This is a genomic window from Emticicia sp. TH156 (assembly GCF_002855535.1).
GTDB lineage: Bacteria > Bacteroidota > Bacteroidia > Cytophagales > Spirosomataceae > Emticicia > Emticicia fluvialis.
The window spans coordinates 483205-501180 of the sequence record NZ_PKRS01000003.1; the positions used below are offsets into that span (position 1 = coordinate 483205).

At 40.5% G+C, this 17976-nt stretch carries 13 protein-coding genes; 1 reads left to right on the forward strand and 12 read right to left on the reverse strand.

The window, feature by feature from the left end; translation table 11 throughout:
- The first annotated feature begins 124 nt into the window (after positions 1–124).
- Positions 125–2098: a DNA topoisomerase (ATP-hydrolyzing) subunit B gene (gyrB, locus tag C0V77_RS08440; protein ID WP_101725895.1), complete on the forward strand. Its 1974-nt coding sequence runs from the start codon at positions 125–127 to the stop codon at positions 2096–2098.
- 593 nt (positions 2099–2691) lie between these two features.
- Here the strand turns inward: gyrB and C0V77_RS08445 are convergent.
- The 12 genes from C0V77_RS08445 to C0V77_RS08500 all read right to left on the reverse strand — a co-directional run bounded on the left by C0V77_RS08445 (position 2692) and on the right by C0V77_RS08500 (position 17734).
- Entirely contained in the window at positions 2692–3714 is a 1023-nt protein-coding gene (locus C0V77_RS08445) for a GNAT family N-acetyltransferase (RefSeq protein WP_101725896.1), read from the reverse strand.
- A gap of 233 nt (positions 3715–3947) precedes the next feature.
- Positions 3948–4670, reverse strand: coding sequence for an N-acetyltransferase (locus tag C0V77_RS08450; RefSeq protein ID WP_101725897.1), 723 nt, complete (start codon positions 4668–4670; stop codon positions 3948–3950).
- 256 nt (positions 4671–4926) lie between these two features.
- Positions 4927–6105, reverse strand: coding sequence for a galactokinase (gene galK, locus C0V77_RS08455; protein WP_101725898.1), 1179 nt, complete (start codon positions 6103–6105; stop codon positions 4927–4929).
- Positions 6106–8421: a polyphosphate kinase 1 gene (ppk1, locus tag C0V77_RS08460; protein WP_101725899.1), complete on the reverse strand. Its 2316-nt coding sequence runs from the start codon at positions 8419–8421 to the stop codon at positions 6106–6108.
- Positions 8422–8545: 124 nt separating this feature from the next.
- Positions 8546–8926 (reverse strand): LytTR family DNA-binding domain-containing protein, encoded by a 381-nt coding sequence (locus tag C0V77_RS08465; protein WP_101725900.1) that lies wholly within the window; start codon positions 8924–8926, stop codon positions 8546–8548.
- A gap of 126 nt (positions 8927–9052) precedes the next feature.
- Positions 9053–9703 carry a hypothetical protein gene (locus tag C0V77_RS08470; RefSeq protein ID WP_143706036.1) on the reverse strand — a complete coding sequence of 217 codons (651 nt, stop codon included), beginning with the start codon at positions 9701–9703 and terminating at the stop codon, positions 9053–9055.
- Positions 9704–9710: 7 nt separating this feature from the next.
- Positions 9711–10190, reverse strand: coding sequence for a hypothetical protein (locus C0V77_RS08475; protein ID WP_101725902.1), 480 nt, complete (start codon positions 10188–10190; stop codon positions 9711–9713).
- A gap of 100 nt (positions 10191–10290) precedes the next feature.
- A complete protein-coding gene (locus C0V77_RS08480) occupies positions 10291–11244 on the reverse strand; it encodes a papain-like cysteine protease family protein (protein ID WP_101725903.1) in 954 nt (317 codons plus the stop codon).
- Between the two features lie 79 nt (positions 11245–11323).
- Entirely contained in the window at positions 11324–11959 is a 636-nt protein-coding gene (locus tag C0V77_RS08485; RefSeq protein WP_101725904.1) for a response regulator transcription factor, read from the reverse strand.
- A gap of 121 nt (positions 11960–12080) precedes the next feature.
- Positions 12081–13157, reverse strand: coding sequence for a sensor histidine kinase (locus tag C0V77_RS08490; RefSeq protein WP_101725905.1), 1077 nt, complete (start codon positions 13155–13157; stop codon positions 12081–12083).
- 142 nt (positions 13158–13299) lie between these two features.
- Entirely contained in the window at positions 13300–14883 is a 1584-nt protein-coding gene (gene odhB, locus C0V77_RS08495; protein WP_101725906.1) for a 2-oxoglutarate dehydrogenase complex dihydrolipoyllysine-residue succinyltransferase, read from the reverse strand.
- 55 nt (positions 14884–14938) lie between these two features.
- Positions 14939–17734, reverse strand: coding sequence for a 2-oxoglutarate dehydrogenase E1 component (locus C0V77_RS08500; protein ID WP_101725907.1), 2796 nt, complete (start codon positions 17732–17734; stop codon positions 14939–14941).
- Positions 17735–17976 lie beyond the last annotated feature (242 nt).

Here is a 17976-nt window from a genome sequence, read left to right on the forward strand (position 1 = left end):
TTTCGATTTGTAGATAAAAAAGTGTAACTTTACAACTAATTTATGTTAATTATTAGTGAATATCAAGCATCTATTTTAAGATATAACTAATTTATTGATAGTCAATTGTTTACTAAAACTAATTATGACAGAAAATCAAGAAAACACAGAGCCACAAAACTCAAAAGCAAATTATGGCGCGGAGAACATCCAGGTACTGGAGGGGTTAGAAGCAGTAAGGAAACGTCCGGCCATGTACATCGGTGATATTGGTATAAAAGGACTTCATCATTTGATATGGGAGGTAGTTGATAACTCGATAGATGAAGCGCTTGCCGGCCATTGCGATACAATAAAGGTAACAATAAACGAAGATAACTCAGTAACCGTAAAAGATAACGGCCGGGGGATACCTACCGGTATGCACCCCAAAGAGAAGAAGTCGGCACTTGAGGTGGTTATGACCGTACTACATGCCGGAGGTAAATTTGACAAAGATACCTACAAAGTTTCTGGTGGTTTACATGGTGTGGGGGTATCCTGCGTAAATGCTCTTTCTACGCACCTGAAAGTTGAAGTACACCGCGAAGGCAAAATATTTGAGCAGGAATACTCAATTGGCAAGCCTTTGTATCCGGTGCGTGAGGTAGGTGAGGCAAGCGACAGAGGAACGACCGTTACTTTCAAGCCTGACGCAAGCATTTTTACTATTACCGAATATAAGTATGAAACAGTAGCGAACAGGCTGCGCGAATTGTGTTTCCTGAATAAAGGAATCACAATTATTTTGACTGACCTGCGCGAAAAAGACGAAAGCGGCAATTTTAAAACAGACACTTTTTATTCTGAGGGTGGTCTGGCAGAATTTGTAGCTTATATCGACTCAGGCCGTGAGCGTCTGATTCCCGAACCTATATTTATGGAAGGGAGTAAAGACGGTATCCCGGTTGATGTTGCCATGCTTTACAACACCAGTTACAGCGAAAACGTATCTTCTTTTGTAAACAATATTAACACTCATGAAGGGGGTACACACGTTTCGGGCTTCCGTATGGCGCTCACCCGTACGCTGAAAGGCTATGCCGAGAAATCGGGCATATTGGCAAAAGAAAAAATCGAAATTAGTGGTGATGACTTCCGTGAAGGCTTAACCGCCATTATTTCAGTAAAAGTTCAAGAACCACAGTTTGAGGGGCAAACCAAAACCAAGCTGGGTAACAGTGAGGTAACATCAGCCGTTAGCTCTTGTGTTGCCGAAATGCTTGAAAACTATCTGGAAGAGCACCCCAAAGAGGCTCGCATGATAGTAGACAAGGTATTACTTGCTGCCAAAGCACGTATTGCCGCCCGTAAAGCGCGCGAAATGGTACAGCGCAAAAACGTATTGGTTGGAACCGGTTTACCGGGTAAACTGGCCGATTGTTCGGAGTCTGACCCATCGATTTGCGAAGTATATCTGGTTGAGGGTGATAGTGCCGGTGGTAGTGCCAAACAAGGCCGCAACAGGGCGTTTCAGGCCATTCTGCCTTTGAGAGGTAAAATTCTTAACGTCGAAAAAGCGCAGGAATATCGAATTTACGAAAACGAAGAAATTAAAAACATTTTTACGGCACTAGGTGTGCAGATTGGTAAAGATGGCGACGAACGGGCTTTAAATACAGATAGGTTGCGTTACCACAAAATCATTATCATGACGGATGCCGATATTGATGGTAGCCACATTCGTACCCTGATTCTTACGTTCTTCTACCGTTATATGCGCGAGCTGATAGAAAGCGGATATATTTATATTGCACAACCGCCGTTGTATCTGGTTAAGAAAGGGAAAGAAGAGGTTTATTGCTGGACAGAAGAGCAACGCGAACGTGAAGTAAAACGTCTGGCTGGTGCAGGCCGTGAAGACAGCGTGGGTATTCAGCGCTACAAAGGTCTGGGAGAGATGAACCCCGAGCAGCTATGGGAAACAACCATGCGCCCTGACAAACGTACTTTGAAACAGGTATCTATTGAATCGGCAGCAGAGGCAGACCATCTCTTCTCTATGCTGATGGGCGATGAAGTAGCCCCTCGCCGTGATTTCATTGAACGCAACGCCAAGTATGCAAGAGTTGATATTTGATGCATTGCCTGGTTTTTTACTTAGGCCTTTCCATTAGAAATTCAATTATTTAAGATTTTTGACAAACGAGACGCTTAATAAATTGAGTGTCTCGTTGTTTTTCAAGTTAAAGCATCTTTAGAAAATTAACTTTTCTAATTTTTTCTTTTCTTAGCCTTTTTCACTTTAGGTACTTCCATACCAAATCACCACCTTATTATGGTTTGATCTTTTAACTTTATATCTTTAATTTAAGTAGCCATTTGGGTGTGTTTTTGGGCCTTCTGCCTTCGTATAGTATAAAAAATTTAGCTGTTTGAATGCAAAAACACCCAAAACTTCTTCGTTGACTCCGGCTTATTCATAAGAATATACATTCGGTGAAATTTTGGAGTATCCAAGTCGATTAAGGTAAACTGAGCACGCATTTTATGGTTTTCGCAGACTTAAAATACGAAAAACTCCAAAATATGCCAAATTTGTACATATTCTTGGTTTATTCGTTTCATAAATACCTGACAATTAACCATTTACACACTTCATGTGAAGCCTGTTTAACTTTCGGGGTCCACGTCACAATTGTAGTACAATCAATACTGGCGACAATTAGATATCTATAATTTTGAACTTCTGTAAAGAGGGAAAAAACCTGTATTAACACAATCACTGCTCAATTGATTATAAACTTCTTGATTGACTATAAATTTCCAAATAGAAAACCGATTGAAGTTCTTAGAAAATCCTGATTTAAACTTAAACAAGGAATCGTCATCTCTACCTGATACTCCACCTCCCAAATGCAGGCTCTCCGCTGAGGTACTGTTACCATAAAGCCGAGCCTCATCCAATATTAATTTCATTGGCGTTTCTTTAATGAACTCTTCCTTTGTTCCGGCAAGATGATACTGCATAATTTTACCAGTAATGGTGAAAATTGCCCCTGCAATACTTACATCGTTAAATTTTGCCATAATAAGAATAGAATCAAAGGCCTGATTATTCAAAAAATTATGAAAGTACTCTTTTGGGAAATAATAATTTGATGCGGCTCCTACTCTGTTCATTGTTTCATAATAAATAGTAATAAAATCATCTATATCACTTTTATCTTTTGTTATCTGAACTCGGATATCCTTTTTTCTAATTTGAGCTAATTCATATTTTAGGCTTTTTCTATAAGCACTCCATTGTTGTTCAGCTGGAATATTTAAATCAATTGAAACCGTTCTATTAAGGTCATCAATATTACCTAGAGAAGTTAAAATTTGTTTTTGACTAATTAGTGGGTGAAGACGTGAAAAAACGGAAACCACCTTATGAGATATACAAAATTCCTTAAATGTTAGATTAAAGAAAGAAATAAGCTTTTGTTTGTTATAGTTTGGCTCAAAGCTAAAAACTGGCCCCGCATAACCATATACGGACGAGATATCAAAATAATCTGTACCAGGAATCTCTCTATATTTTATTGGGAGAGCAATAAAGTTCTCTTCATCAGAAAAATGCAGCAAAAGTGATTCGTAGGCCGAATCAATTTGATGAAAGTAAGAAGTGTGATGAAAATCATAAAATCCTGATTTTTTTACAATTTCATCCCACTTTGTTGAACTACTTTCAACAATACAAAATTTAGGCATCTGTATAAATAATAGTATTGAATAGTTGCTTGCGTAATATGAATAACCAAATTAGAAATAGACCAATTGATTATGATAAATTTTGAAACTTTTTAGCTTCTGAAATACTCTTTAAACTTATAAGTAAACTTTTAAAAGTAGCCTTATTTGTGTAGAGGATTATTACCCAAATTTCACTAAACAAATTCTAAAATTCAAAAAACTTCCAAATTAAAAAATCTGCTCAAAGAATGTTAACTCGGAACGGTTGATAGTTTTTTTAACAAGGATTTAATATTAGCTATCATTCTGTAACTGGTATCATATAGATTAAAGCAGTCATCTGCTATCGTTTTTTTACTCCAACACAAAACTCTATCAAAACCATTTACACTGATTAAAGAGAGATTATCTATGTTATGAACAAGCAAAACATTAGAATCTATGATTGTTGCAATTTTCAAATCATCCACAAAAACACCTTTAAACCCGTTCTTATCCCGGCCAATAATATTTTCATGCGTATTTGTCTTTTGAGGATAGTAGATATAAATGTAGGTTGTATCAACAGTACTAAAACCTAAATTTTTATACCAGTTTATAGCCGCTTCATTTGAATGAAATGCATTTAACGAAAATTCCTGATAATTTTCTCGCTCTTGCAAAAGCAATTTTAAAAATTTACTACCACTTTTATTACGTCTGAACTCTTTTTTAATGACTATATTGTTAAGATGTAGTTCTTGCTCGTTTAATGCTAATATCTGGGCAATTCCCACAATTTCGGCTTCAACTTTTAACCAATAATAATTAATATTATCTAATTGATATGAAGATTCTAAAAAAGCACTGTAATTTGAGTCGAAATAAATGTTATTATTCTCCCAAATTGTCTCAGAATACATCTCTCTTAGATAAGAAATTATCAAATCATTTTGGTAGTTCTCCTTATCAATTAATTGTATATTCTCTCTCATTATTTATAATAATAACAAATCACATAATTTCAAAGCTAAATCCAAAAAGCATCTTCTATATTTTAATCCGCCTTTTTTGTATTTTAAAGTTACAGATACGAATAAATGCCCTGATAACTTTAAGCCCTTAAACTACTTTCCAAACCAAATTTACAAAACATGACGCCTTCAACAAACCCTTATTTAATTATTGCTCATTTATAAACATATTATGTAAAAATGAGTATTTAGTTTAATAATTTTAGAATTAAAAGATTCACTGACAATCTGTTATGCGTTTTTCCACCTCCCCTACACCATCAGTAATTGCCATCCGGTAAGAAACGAGTTTCTTACCGAACTCGGCTTCATAGGCCTGCTCCATATCGGAGAGAAATGTATCAACAGCCTCTTTTTTAATCAGGTTAATGGTACAACCTCCAAAGCCTCCGCCCATCATTCTTGAACCCACAACAGCTTGGTTTTCCAGGGTTTTTTCTACCAGAAAATCCAGCTCCGGACAGCTTACTTCATACAACTCACTTAGCCCCCTGTGGGTCTCATACATTTTCTGTCCGAAAGATATAAAATCGTTATTCAGTAAATCTTTGCAGGCCTGCTCAACCCTGTTTATTTCTTCAATTACATATCGGCATCTGTTATAGACAATCTCGGGCAGTTTATCGGCCTGGCTTCTGAGCATAGCAATACTTGCATCTCGCAAACTATTTACCTGAGGGAAAGCCTGCTGTAAAATACTGATACCCGCTTCGCATTCTGCCCTGCGTTTATTATATTCGGTATCACCCAGGTTATGCTTTACGCCCGTATTACATAAAACTATGGCGTACTCAGCGGTTTCAAACGGGAAATACTCGTAGCTTAAATCTCGGCAGTCCAGTTTAATAACTGCTTTATCTTTACCATGAATAGACGCAAACATATCCATAATGCCGCAATTAACCCCGGCAAAATTATGCTCGGCCTGTTGTGCTGCCAAAGCCAGGTCAATTCTGGCAAGCCCAAGGTTATACAATTGGTTCAATGCATAGCCAATGCCACTTTCAATAGCCGCTGAAGAAGACAAACCACCCCCAAACGGCACATCGCCCCCAAATACAACATTTACGCCGAAGGGTATCACAGCTCCTTTTTTACCTATTTCGGCCATCATCCCAATCAGGAAATTCGCCCATCCCTTCTCAGATTTATCCAATGCATCTAACGAACACTCGTAGGTATCATCTAAATCGTAAGAAAAAAGTCTCACCTGGCGGTCTTCTCTTTTAGAAACTGCGTAGTAAATGGCCTTATCTATGGCCGCCGGTAGCACAAAGCCATCGTTATAGTCGGTGTGTTCACCTATCAGATTTATGCGCCCCGGGGCGCGTACAAGTATGTCTGGAGATTGGTTATATAAGTCTGAAAACTTTTGTCTGATATTTTCTGAATACATTTACTGATTGGTTTCTGTCTCTATTGGTGTTTCTTCTGATACAATTCCTGTGGGTGCGTTCTGCTGTGCAAACAAATTTGCTTCTTCAGACCCATTCTCTTCAATTTCAAAAAACATTTTATGAATATTGATCGGTTGGTCATCTGGTGTGAGCGAACATTTTACTTTTGAATACGAACCATCTTCCTGCAATTCGTAAGCATTTACGTTGTCACGCAGGTTATAATATAATATTTCAATGGCATGTTTTTTAACTTCATCGTCTACGAGCTCAAACATAGACTCTATCCGCTTATCAAAACTACGAACCATGATATCGGCGCTACTTCCATATACCCTAGGCTCGCCGTTGTTATGGAAATAAAATATACGGGCGTGCTCAAGGTATAAACCTACCACTGAACGCACCGTAATGTTTTCGCTGAGATGCTGACGCCCCGGGCGCAAGCAACATATACCTCTGATGATAAGCTTGATTCTAACACCCGCCTGCGACGCTTTGTATAGTTCATCAATAATATGCCGGTCTTCAAGCGAATTAAGTTTGATACAAATACCGCTTGGCAAGCCCTGCTGTGCATTTGATGCTTCGTTTCTGATTAGCTCAATCAGGCGGCGGCGCATATCTCTTGGCGAGGTAATCAGATAACGGTAATCACCGGGCTGTGAATGCCCCGTAATAACATTAAAAAACTCAGAAATATCTTTGGTGTAAGCCGGATTAGTAGTTAACAGGCCAATATCAGTATATAACCTGGCCGTATCCTCATTGTAGTTGCCACTGGCCAAATGCGCATACTGTACAACACGGTTGCCTTCTTTGCGCACAATCAACATCAGCTTGGTATGTGTTTTATACCAGCCAATACCATAGATAACGAAACACCCGGCTCTTTGCAGGCGTTCGGCCTCTCTGATGTTGTTTTCTTCATCAAAGCGGGCTTTTATTTCAAACAGCGCCGACACGTGCTTGCCATTCTCGGCGGCCTTTAACAAAGCCTGCGTAACGCGCGACTTTTTGGCCAGGCGATATATTGTCAGCTTTATGGCCAACACATCGGGGTCTTCTGCAGCTCTTTCCAACAATTGCAATACCGGCTCAAAATTATTGTAAGGGTGGTGTAACAGTAAATCCTTTTCACGTACCACCTCAAAAATATCGTTATTCTTTTCTTTCAGTCTTTTTGGAGATACAGGCGGATGGATAGGCTCCAGTTCTTCCTGGAACTCCGGATGGCGGATAATCTGCCAAAGACAGGTGTAGTCAATCAGGCACTCGTCAACAAAAATATTATACTTGTCAATTTCCCAGCGTTTCTGCAAGATATTTACCAGCCATTCGTTGGCATTGGCTTCTATCTCCATATACACCACACGGCCCAACCTACGGCTTTTGATTTTCTGTTTTATTTCGTCTACAAAGTCTGACTCAATGTCATCAGACTCCTCCAGTGTAAAGTCTCCATTACGGACAATTCTGAAAAGGCTTACCGACTGAATCTCGACGTTTCGGTACAGTTTCTTTATTTCATGGCGAACAATCTCTTCAATTGGCAAAAAAAGCAACTCCTCGTTTCTCTCAATGGTGTAGAAACGGGGCAGATTGCCGGGAATCTGTACAAACGATATCTTTTTGGTTTCGCTGTCTTCTGAAAACAGTGTAGAGCGGCTTGAATCAGTTACCACGCCAAAAATAAGCGTTTTGGCAATCAGCACCGGAAACGCATGGGTGTGGTCAAAGAGCATCGGTGTAAGCATCGGATAGATGGTGTAATCAAAGTAATCCACCACCTCTGTCAGCTCATTGCTGGTAAGGTCGCTAATTTTTACTACCTGAAACTTGTGGCTCCTGAACAAGGGTTTCAGTTCCTCATCAAAGATTCTGTCCTGCTCCTGACAAAACTGTCTTACTGCAGATAACAAGGCCTTACGAAAAGGGATTTCTCTTAACCCCGAATAATCTATACGTTCTTTATGATAATCAAGGTAATTATACAAACTACCCAATCTGATGGTAAAGAACTCATCAAGATTTGAAGAAGTAATGGCCAGAAACTTCAGCCGCTCAAAAAGGTTCAGGTTGCTATCGCGGGTCTGGTCAAGCACACGTTCGTTGAATTTAAGCCAGCTCAGGTCACGGCTTATATAGTTAGACTGCTCAATGCTGTCTGCATACCGACTGATTTTTGATTCAGGAATAGCACTGCTTTTGTCGTCGCTTTTATTTGAAGCTGACCCCACTAATCCATTTAAAAATGAAAAAAGGCTACCCCTTGAGCCTCGTTCATTTGCATTACCTTTATTCATATCGTCCATTGCTTCAATAACAGAATGTGTCTTGCGAAGTACGTCAATTATAGCAAAAAATTCAAGTATTTAACAATAATTTAATAGTTTTATACTATTTTTTTACCCGCATCTGCACATTTTATTTGAGCGTTCAGGTATTCAGTTTCTTCCAGAGCATATCCTTTATTCCGCTTGCCCGGCGTCTTGAGATAGGCAGCATTGTGCCGTCGGCCAGGCGCACTTCCTTGGTGTCTCTTTTCCAGTTAAGCGCTTCCAGATAATTCAGGTTCAGTATATAAGATTTATTAATTCTTACAAAGTAAGTGTGTTCTTTAAGCACCTCATCAAAAAATTTCAGATGAAAGGCAGACGTAAACTTGTTGTTTCGTGTATGAAAGGTGGTATAGTTAATGCTGGCTTCCAGATAAATAATTTCTTCGGGTGATATACTTATCCGTATACCATTGATCATAATGTAGAGGTTCTGGGCAACATGTTGGGTTTTAGGCAGAGCGGGTTTATAGTGTTTCATAATTGTTGGTTTTATATGCCAAATTTCAGCAGATGTACAAAAACAAAAAATCCCCAATTCTGGGGATTTTTTGCTACATGGCTACAAAACAACTAAACTAAAAAAATTAAAACCCCGAAAAACAAGCTACTTAATTATCATTATTCCCTTTATATAAAATATAAGGAAAAAGCTCTTAATAAAATTCTGTACTATTAAAACTGCATACAATATGGTATCGTTTTTATAGGGAACAGAAAGGGCATAAATATAATCAAAAATAATAATGCTTGAGTATATCAGAAAAACACCTAATACAAGCCAGCTTTCTGTAAGGCTGAAAAGCCTTTTGTTGATATACCTTTTGGCAAGCATAAAAAGACCCAGCCCCGACAAAAAAGTAAGGTAAAGACTGTTTATGAGTGTGCCATAGCTATTATAGTTAGTAAAACCCTGCCCCAGAAAAGAATTATAAACAGAAAACCCCACAAAGGCCAGACATAAAATGTAAACAGTTACGTTTATCCATTTCAGCTTTATAACGCCTCTCAGATAAAAACTCAAAACCACAAACTCAAGGGCTATAAACCAATAATCCAGAAAAAGGTTGTTGCTCAGGGTAATGGCTGTTATAGCATAAACTATTTCGAAAAAGGCAGTAGACAGGGCATAGAGCAAAAAGAACATCTTATGCCCTGTCCAATAACCACCTTTCTTTAGCATCATCCAGCATATTAACAGCCAAATCACATCCTGTGACCATCCGGAAAACCGATATAATCCTAGTGTAAAATCCATGCTTTAATCAGGGAGTCCTTACTGATGGTGGTGGAACTTTCTGGTTGCCGCCGCCGCCGCCGCCCATTTCATTATCAAAAGGCTGCCCCGGAATAGTAAGAAAACCTACAACGTTATCAACCGTTAAAAACTCAGAATTACCATCTTTTTTAAACTGGAATGGCAAAATCTCAACTGTATATTCTTCTTCATTAACTCTTGGCTTAGCTCTTTCTTGCAGCGAGCGCCCCTCTTTTGAGCTTAATTTGCCAATCATAAAACTTACGTGATCAATATTCGGGTGGTTCTTCCTAAGATAGCTTATTAAGATCTCCATCTGGTCAAGGCTAAGGTATAGACCCTCCTGTCTTGTTTTTTCTGTACCATTTGGCCCTTCATCCAAATCAACGTAGGTGTGTCTTTTCACTCTTTTTAATGCGGCGGAATCTCTTTTTGCAGGATCTCCATTTTGTTCGGATAGGTCTTCTTTAGTGGTTAAATCTCCCATTTTAATTGATGTTTTAGGAATTGAATAAAATATTGCTTCTCAAAATTTGTAAGGTTTTTCAGGCTGTTTTCAAAATTACCCGATTGCCAGGGTAAACGCACTACCAATTCATTTCATTACTGATTCTCTCAAGTATCGGAGCCATTGATTCAAACCTGTCGGCTCTTTCAATATGGTTGATGATCCAGTTATCGTTAAAACCAAATTGGTTGTGTGGATTCCTTACTTTTGCGGTCGTTATAATGGTGGTAATCTTGTTATTCTGTCCAAGAAAATAAATATAGGTGTCGGCATCCATCCCCAAAAGGGTTTCAATTTTCACACCCGAGTCCGCAAAAGTTCCTCTGGTACCTACATTCAGAACCCTGTATCCTTTAGAAACCCTGGTTGCTGCCGCCAAAGATTTATTAAAGTTTATTTCATCATAGAACGAATCGCCGTGTGTATCAGGCAAGGCCTCTACATGTTTTAGGAAAGCACGTATCAACTCATCAGAGGTCTCTTTAAAAAAGACATTAGACAAATAAATTATATCGTCATTATTTAGGTTTGGCCTATTGTTCGTCAGTAATGTTATAGTGTATTTTCGTCTTGGTCCTGAATCCGAATCATCAATTTTACCTTGCCCGTAATATCTTTCATAGGTTATATAAAAACCATTTCCCTGATTAATTGGCCAAGGGTCGCTGATGTGAATCCAGGATATGTTACACTTATCTGGCAATACCGCTGTTTTCTCTACTTTGTCCATCACCACCAGATGAGACTGCGTATTGCTGTTCAGCTTATAATCATAAATAACTGGTTTTGAGTCTTCAAGCAATTGCTTTATCTGATGCAAACCCAACGAACCCTCTGTAAAACTTGTGTAACCAGAAAGATTTTCTGCCGTAAAATCGGCCATATCGTCATCAGGTATGGTGGTTGCCCGATACGGATATTCATTCAGCCCGATAGCATTGTTTCTAAGTTTTATAAATTCTTCCTGGCTTTTGGGCTCATCATCAAGGGCTAAAGATACCATAGCCATAGATGCCGCCCAGCAAGAATTCATATCAGTTTGTGGTATAAGTTTCACTTGTTTTCAAGCAATAATCATTAGTCAATTATAAACCGGTGGAATCAGGCAGCCTTTAAACCAGCCGCATTGAGAGTGCCTTTACAACTGCCTCAGGCGCCGAATTGACGTGCAATTTCTCGTAAATGTTTTTTATATGGGTATGTATGGTGTTAAAACTAACATTACAGGCATCGGCTATCATTTTATAACTCATGCCTTTCACCATCAACTGCAAAACTTCTTTCTCCCGCGGTGTCAGCGAAACGTAGGTTTGCTCTTTCATCACAAACTGATTCTGAAACATGGCCAGCACCTTGGCAGCAATGCTGGGGGTTAAATGAGACCCACCGTTGTAAACGTCAAAAATAGCTTTTACATAATTTTCTGGCTTGGGAGTCTTTAAAATATATCCGTTGGCGCCTGCGCAAATAGCAGCAAACACTTTGTCGTCATTTTCAAATACCGTCTGAATCAACACTTTTACGTCACTATTCACTTTTTTGATGGCTATCATCGCTTCTATGCCCGAAACCTGCGGCATTTGAATATCCATCAGCACCACATCAGGCTGGTGCCGGCTCACTAATTTTACAGCATCAGTTGCTTCGGGGTAGGCACCTGCCAACCTTAGTCCGTCTGTACCAGAAAGGTACAGCGAAAGACTTTCTCTGAGGTTTTTATTGTCTTCAAAAAGTAGTACACTAATCATTATTAAAACACTTTAACCTCATTATTCTATAAATCAATTGATTTTATGGCTATAAATATTTCTGTAAAATTACGGGGTATTTTGTTTCGCGTAAATCCCCAATTATGGGGATACCCCATCACTAAATTGTTATTTCAATCAGAACTTCTGTACCTGTTTGTGTACTTGAATGCACAGACACATTCAAGTCATACTCCTGGCTGCGGTGTTTAAAGTTTTTGAGTCCGTTACCTTCAAAAATCTCATTTACATCAAAGCCTTTGCCGTTGTCGCTTACTTGTATTTTTACCATCCCCTGGCCTCTGGTTACCTGGCACGACGCATGCGTGGCCTGCGAGTGCTTTGAAATATTATTAATAGCCTCTTTATAAATCAGGTAAATGTTACGCCTTTGTTCCATCGGGAATATATCCTTTTTGCCGTCAATCAGCAACTCAAAGTTAAACGTTATACCGCGGGCTGTCAGCATCTCAACACCGAAAGAACGCATTCTTTCAAATAGTTTTTCTGTAGAATCATTTTCAGGATTAATGGCCCATACGGTATCGCGCATTAACAAAACTGTCTCTTCTGAATTATCAGTAATCTTATCAAGAATAGGCAGCAAGTCCGGATTCTGCCTGATAACCTTTTTGCGAAGCAACTCAATAAATATGGCTATTGAGTTAAGGTTAGAGCCGACCTCATCATGGAGGTCGGAGGCTATCTGGTTACGAATATGCTGTAGCTTGAGTTTCTGGCGGAGGTCATAGATAAAAAACAAATAGAAGCCCGCCCCGAAAATCAATAAAATGTATATAAAAATAGATGGCCAGAACCACCATTTTTGCCAGAAAGCCTGTTTTTTATTAATACTTACCTCCGCCGACGCCACCACCCTTTGTTTGTTATCTACCGCCTTTATCTGTAAGTGATAACTACCGCCAGGCAGATTCTGATAATGAACCGACGGGTAGTTGCTCCAGAACCAACTTTCAGACATGGGCCTGATACGGTAGAAATACCTGATTGAATTGCCATTTACCGGATTTAACTCAATGACCAGGTTCTCGTCAGGCGCAGAAATAGCAATACCAGAACCCGGTTTATATGGATACACCTGCCCGTTTATCAGCACTTGTCTGATAGAAATCTGAGCATAAGAAGATATACTAAGCAGAAGTATAAAAAATGCTGAATATGTATATTTTTTAAACAAAACCGGATTAATAGGTTACCGAAATACTTAAAAAAAGACAATTAATCCAAATCATCTACTGAATTTCTTTAATAATTACAGAAACAAAAACGGCCATCGGGGAAAATCCTCAATGGCCGCTCTGGTATATAGGTAACAAGCGTTATACGCCCAACAAAATTCTGGTTGGGTCTTCTAACAATTGTTTTACTCTTACTAAGAAACTTACAGAATCCTTACCATCAATTGTGCGGTGGTCATAACTTAATGCCACATACATTATTGGACGAACCACGATTTCGCCATTCACAACTACTGGTCTTTCAACAATATTGTGCATACCCAGAATAGCCGATTGCGGCGCGTTAATGATAGGCGTAGACAACATAGAGCCAAAAATACCACCGTTCGTGATAGTGAAGGTACCACCTGTCATTTCTTCAATAGTCAGCTTGTTATCTCTTGCTTTTACAGCCAGACGAACAACCTCTGATTCAACACCTGCAAAACTAAGTTGTTCGGCATTTCTGATTACCGGCACTACCAGGCCGCGTGGTGCTGAAACCGCAATGGCGATATCGGCGTAGTCGTTATACACAATTTCATCGCCGTCTATGTAGGCATTCACTACCGGGAACTCTTTCAAGGCAATGGCACATGCTTTGGTAAAGAACGACATAAAGCCAAGACCAACGCCGTGAATCTCTTTAAATTTATCTTTGTACTTGGCTCTCAGGTCCATAATAGGTTTCATATCCACCTCATTGAAAGTCGTAAGCATGGCTGTTTCCTGTTTTACGGCCACCAGACGTTTCGCAATGGTTTTACGCAGGCTTGTCATTTTTTCTCTGCGCGATATTCTCCCTTCAACACCAGACGCCACCGGAACTGGTGCAGCAGGCGCTTTAGCAGCCGGTGCGGCAGGAGCAGCACTTGGTTGCGATGCGGGCGTGGCTTTCAAGGCATCATCTTTAGTAATTCGACCACCTATGCCTGTACCTTGTACATTGGCAGGGTCAATACCCTTTTCGGCCAATACTTTTGCAGCAACCGGCGACGGATGCCCGGCTGCATAGCTATTACCCGATTCAGCAGGTGCTTGTGTAGCTGTTGCCGCAGGTTTTTCAGAAGCCGGTGCTGCCGTAGCTGCACTCGCTGCGCCAACGGCTATTCTGGCTACTACGCCACCAATAGGCACTACATCGCCAGCCTGAGCAACAATTGTCAATACACCACTTTCAGGAGATGGCAATTCAAAAGTAGCTTTGTCTGACTCCAGTTCGCAAATCACTTCATCCATTTTCACACTGTCGCCGTCTTTTTTGCTCCAGGAAGCAATGGTAACTTCTGAAATTGATTCACCTACTGCCGGTACTACCACATCAATGGTTTTTGATGCCGCAGCGGGTGCAGGTTCAGCAGCCGGTGCAGTAGCTTTCGCTTCTTCTTTTGGTGCTTCTGCCGGGGCAGGAGCCGCCGCAGCCGCAGGGGCGCTGTCTTTAGTATTAGTATTAGAATCTTCAATTTTGCAAATCAAAGCACCAATTGGCAACGTTGTACCTTCGGCTGCTATAATTCTTAAAATACCGTCGGCTTCTGCGGGGAGTTCAAAAGTGGCTTTGTCAGACTCCAGCTCACAGATTACCTCGTCCATTTTTACAAAGTCACCATCTTTTTTTGTCCAAGAAGCGATAGTTACCTCGCTTACTGATTCGCCCACCGAAGGGACTTTCATTTCTATTGCCATAACTTGTTTATTGCTAAGTTATTGATATCGATATATTTATTTTTCTTACGGTTACTTACTTGTTAAACGCTTTCTCAACAATTTCTGCCTGCTCTTTGGCGTGTATTTTGGTATATCCTGTGGCAGGTGATGCGCTCGACTTACGGGCAATTACATTACCTACCCCAATTTGAGGAAACTCCCGCAACACAAAAGACCAGTAACCCATGTTTTCAGGTTCTTCCTGTACCCATATTACCTCCGGCTTTTTGTATCTGGCCAGATGTGCTTCTATCTGTTTGGCAGGGAACGGGTGCAGTTGCTCAACACGAATAATGGCTACGTCGGTACGTTGTTCTTTTTGTTGTTTATCTAATAAATCATAATAAACTTTACCGCTGCACAATAACACACGTTTTACCTTTTTTGGGTCGGCGAAATCGTCACCGATAGTCTCCTGAAAGCGTGTACCCTCACCAAAGTCTTCTATTTTAGAAATAGCCATTGGATGGCGTAACATAGACTTGGGCGACATGTGGATACATGGCTTACGGAATGGCAATGCTACCTGACGGCGCAACATGTGGAAGATATTGGCAGGCGTTGTACAGGCACATACATACATGTTGTACTCGGCAGCCAATTGCAGATAACGCTCAGGGCGGGCATTTGAGTGCTCAGGCCCCTGGCCTTCATAACCATGCGGCAGCAACAATACAAGGCCGTTCATGCTGTTCCATTTTGATTCTGAAGCGGCAATGAACTGGTCAATCATAATCTGTGCACCATTCGAGAAATCACCAAACTGTGCTTCCCAGATAACGAGCGCGTTCGGGTTAGCCATTGAGTAGCCATACTCAAAGCCCATTACACCGTATTCCGCCAGAAGTGAATTGTATATTTCAAATTTACCCTGATTTTCGTCAATATGAGCCAGATTGGTATATAGCTGGTTGGTATCGGCATCATGCAACACAGCGTGGCGGTGCGTAAACGTACCACGTTGTACATCCTGGCCGGTAATACGCACTATTCGGCCTTCGTCAAGGATGGCGCCATAAGCCATTAACTCACCAACCGACCAGTTAAAGGGCTTCTCCTGTGCAAAAATGGCACGTCTTTCTTCCAAAACTTTTTCAATCTGCTTCAAAGGTTTGAAACCATTTGGCACGTTTGATAAAGCCTTTCCTATTTTCTCAATAGTCGCCGTTGAAATACCCGTAACCGGCGATTGCTCAAAGTCTTCAGGCACTGAACGACGTAGTTTTTCCCAGTCTTCTTCCAGTTTTGGTTTCTGATACGGCAGTTGCTTTTGTTTTACTTTGGCAAGCAGATCCTGCAATTCGCCTTCAAATTGTTTTTTCAGTTCTTCCGAGAACTTCGCATCTGCCTCCCCGCGCTCCATCAACTCCTGCAGATAAATCTCTCTGGTGTTCGGGTGGGTATCAATCACCTTATACATGGTTGGCTGGGTCATACGCGGTTCATCAGATTCGTTATGGCCGTATTTACGGTAACAAATCATGTTCACGAACACATCGCGGTTAAATTCCTGACGGAATTCGGTAGCCAGTTTCATGGTATAAACCACTGCCTCGGGGTCATCTCCGTTTACATGGAAGATTGGTGCATCGATAATTTTGGCGATGTCGGTACAATAGATAGACGAACGGGCGTCTTCAAAGTCGGTCGTAAAACCAACCTGATTATTGATTACAAAATGAAGCGTACCCCCGGTATAATAACCCGGCAGGTTAGACATCTGCGTTACTTCATATACAATGCCCTGACCGGCAATAGCCGCATCACCATGAATGATGATAGGCAGAATTTTATCATAAATATCGTCACGGTCGTTTGGTTTCACGGCCGCTTTCTCGTAATGTGCATCGGCTCTGGCACGTGCATAACCTGTTACAACCGGGTTAACTGCCTCCAGGTGAGAAGGGTTAGCCATCAATTTAAGGCTCACTCTTTTGCCTTCCGGGGTTTCTACCTGGCTTGAATACCCCATGTGATATTTCACGTCTCCGTCTGTATAGGCATCCAGCTGGATGTTCTCTTCAAACTCATTGAAAACCTGCTCGTAAGGCTTTTGCAGAATATTGGTCAATATATTCAAACGGCCACGGTGTGCCATACCAATTACCACTTCTTCCACTCCCAGTTCGGCTCCACGGTTAATGGCAATATCTAATGCAGGAATGGTAGATTCACCACCTTCAAGCGAGAAACGTTTTTTACCCAGGAATTTGGTGTGAAGGAAATTTTCAAAATTTACGGCCTCGTTCAGTTTCTCAAAAATCCGTAGTTTCTGCTCACGGGTTGGCGTAAAGTTCAGGTATTCCTGTTCAATTTTCTTACGCAACCAGTTTTTAGCCTGGCGGTCGCGGATATATAAATATTCAAAACCAATTTTGCCCAGATATACTTTTTTAAGTGCATCAACAATTTTGCGCAAAGAAGCGGCTTCACCAAAAAGCTCTACTCCGGCCTCAAAAACTGTGTCCAAATCAGCATCAGACAAATTAAAATCGGCCAGGTCAAGCATTGGCTTGCGGTCTTTCCGCGGCCCGATAGGATTTATTTTAGATAGCAGGTGCCCGCGAGAACGGTACCCTCTGATGAGGTGCACCACTTCCATTTCCTTGCGTGTGTGTTCTGCACTGGCAGGTGTTATACCGGCAGGTTTGGCAGCCACTCCGTTAGTGCCGTTCGATTGTCCGTTTCCACTATAAGCCTGATGAAACTCAAAACCTTTGAAGAAGTTCTGCCAGCTTTCGTCAACAGAAGTAGGATCTTGTTTGTATTGTTGGTAAATAGCGTCCAATGCGGCTACGTCAGCATTGGCGATGTACGAGAATTGGTCCATTGAGAATTTTAAAATTATTAAATGCTCGTTTCGGAGAACGATAATATTTAGTCGTAAAACCGCATAAAACCTGTTCTGGTGAGGGGAAAATCTTAAACTAACCGTGTCTTCAAACCCCCACTTGCCAAAACGCTACAAAGTTACAGTAAGGTATTCAATAAAATAACAATTTTTTTACTAAAATCATTGTCTTTCGGATGAAAGAAAACAGAATAGTTACATTTGATATGAAAACAATTTTC

What these genes read in the sequence shown, in the direction of transcription:
- gyrB (WP_101725895.1), top strand. Translation starts at nt 125, where the DNA reads ATGACAGAAAATCAAGAAAACACAGAGCCACAAAACTCAAAAGCAAAT.
- C0V77_RS08445 (WP_101725896.1), bottom strand. Translation starts at nt 3,714, where the DNA reads ATGCCTAAATTTTGTATTGTTGAAAGTAGTTCAACAAAGTGGGATGAA.
- C0V77_RS08450 (WP_101725897.1), bottom strand. Translation starts at nt 4,670, where the DNA reads ATGAGAGAGAATATACAATTAATTGATAAGGAGAACTACCAAAATGAT.
- galK (WP_101725898.1), bottom strand. Translation starts at nt 6,105, where the DNA reads ATGTATTCAGAAAATATCAGACAAAAGTTTTCAGACTTATATAACCAA.
- ppk1 (WP_101725899.1), bottom strand. Translation starts at nt 8,421, where the DNA reads ATGGACGATATGAATAAAGGTAATGCAAATGAACGAGGCTCAAGGGGT.
- C0V77_RS08465 (WP_101725900.1), bottom strand. Translation starts at nt 8,926, where the DNA reads ATGAAACACTATAAACCCGCTCTGCCTAAAACCCAACATGTTGCCCAG.
- C0V77_RS08470 (WP_143706036.1), bottom strand. Translation starts at nt 9,703, where the DNA reads ATGGATTTTACACTAGGATTATATCGGTTTTCCGGATGGTCACAGGAT.
- C0V77_RS08475 (WP_101725902.1), bottom strand. Translation starts at nt 10,190, where the DNA reads ATGGGAGATTTAACCACTAAAGAAGACCTATCCGAACAAAATGGAGAT.
- C0V77_RS08480 (WP_101725903.1), bottom strand. Translation starts at nt 11,244, where the DNA reads ATGAATTCTTGCTGGGCGGCATCTATGGCTATGGTATCTTTAGCCCTT.
- C0V77_RS08485 (WP_101725904.1), bottom strand. Translation starts at nt 11,959, where the DNA reads ATGATTAGTGTACTACTTTTTGAAGACAATAAAAACCTCAGAGAAAGT.
- odhB (WP_101725906.1), bottom strand. Translation starts at nt 14,883, where the DNA reads ATGGCAATAGAAATGAAAGTCCCTTCGGTGGGCGAATCAGTAAGCGAG.
- C0V77_RS08500 (WP_101725907.1), bottom strand. Translation starts at nt 17,734, where the DNA reads ATGGACCAATTCTCGTACATCGCCAATGCTGACGTAGCCGCATTGGAC.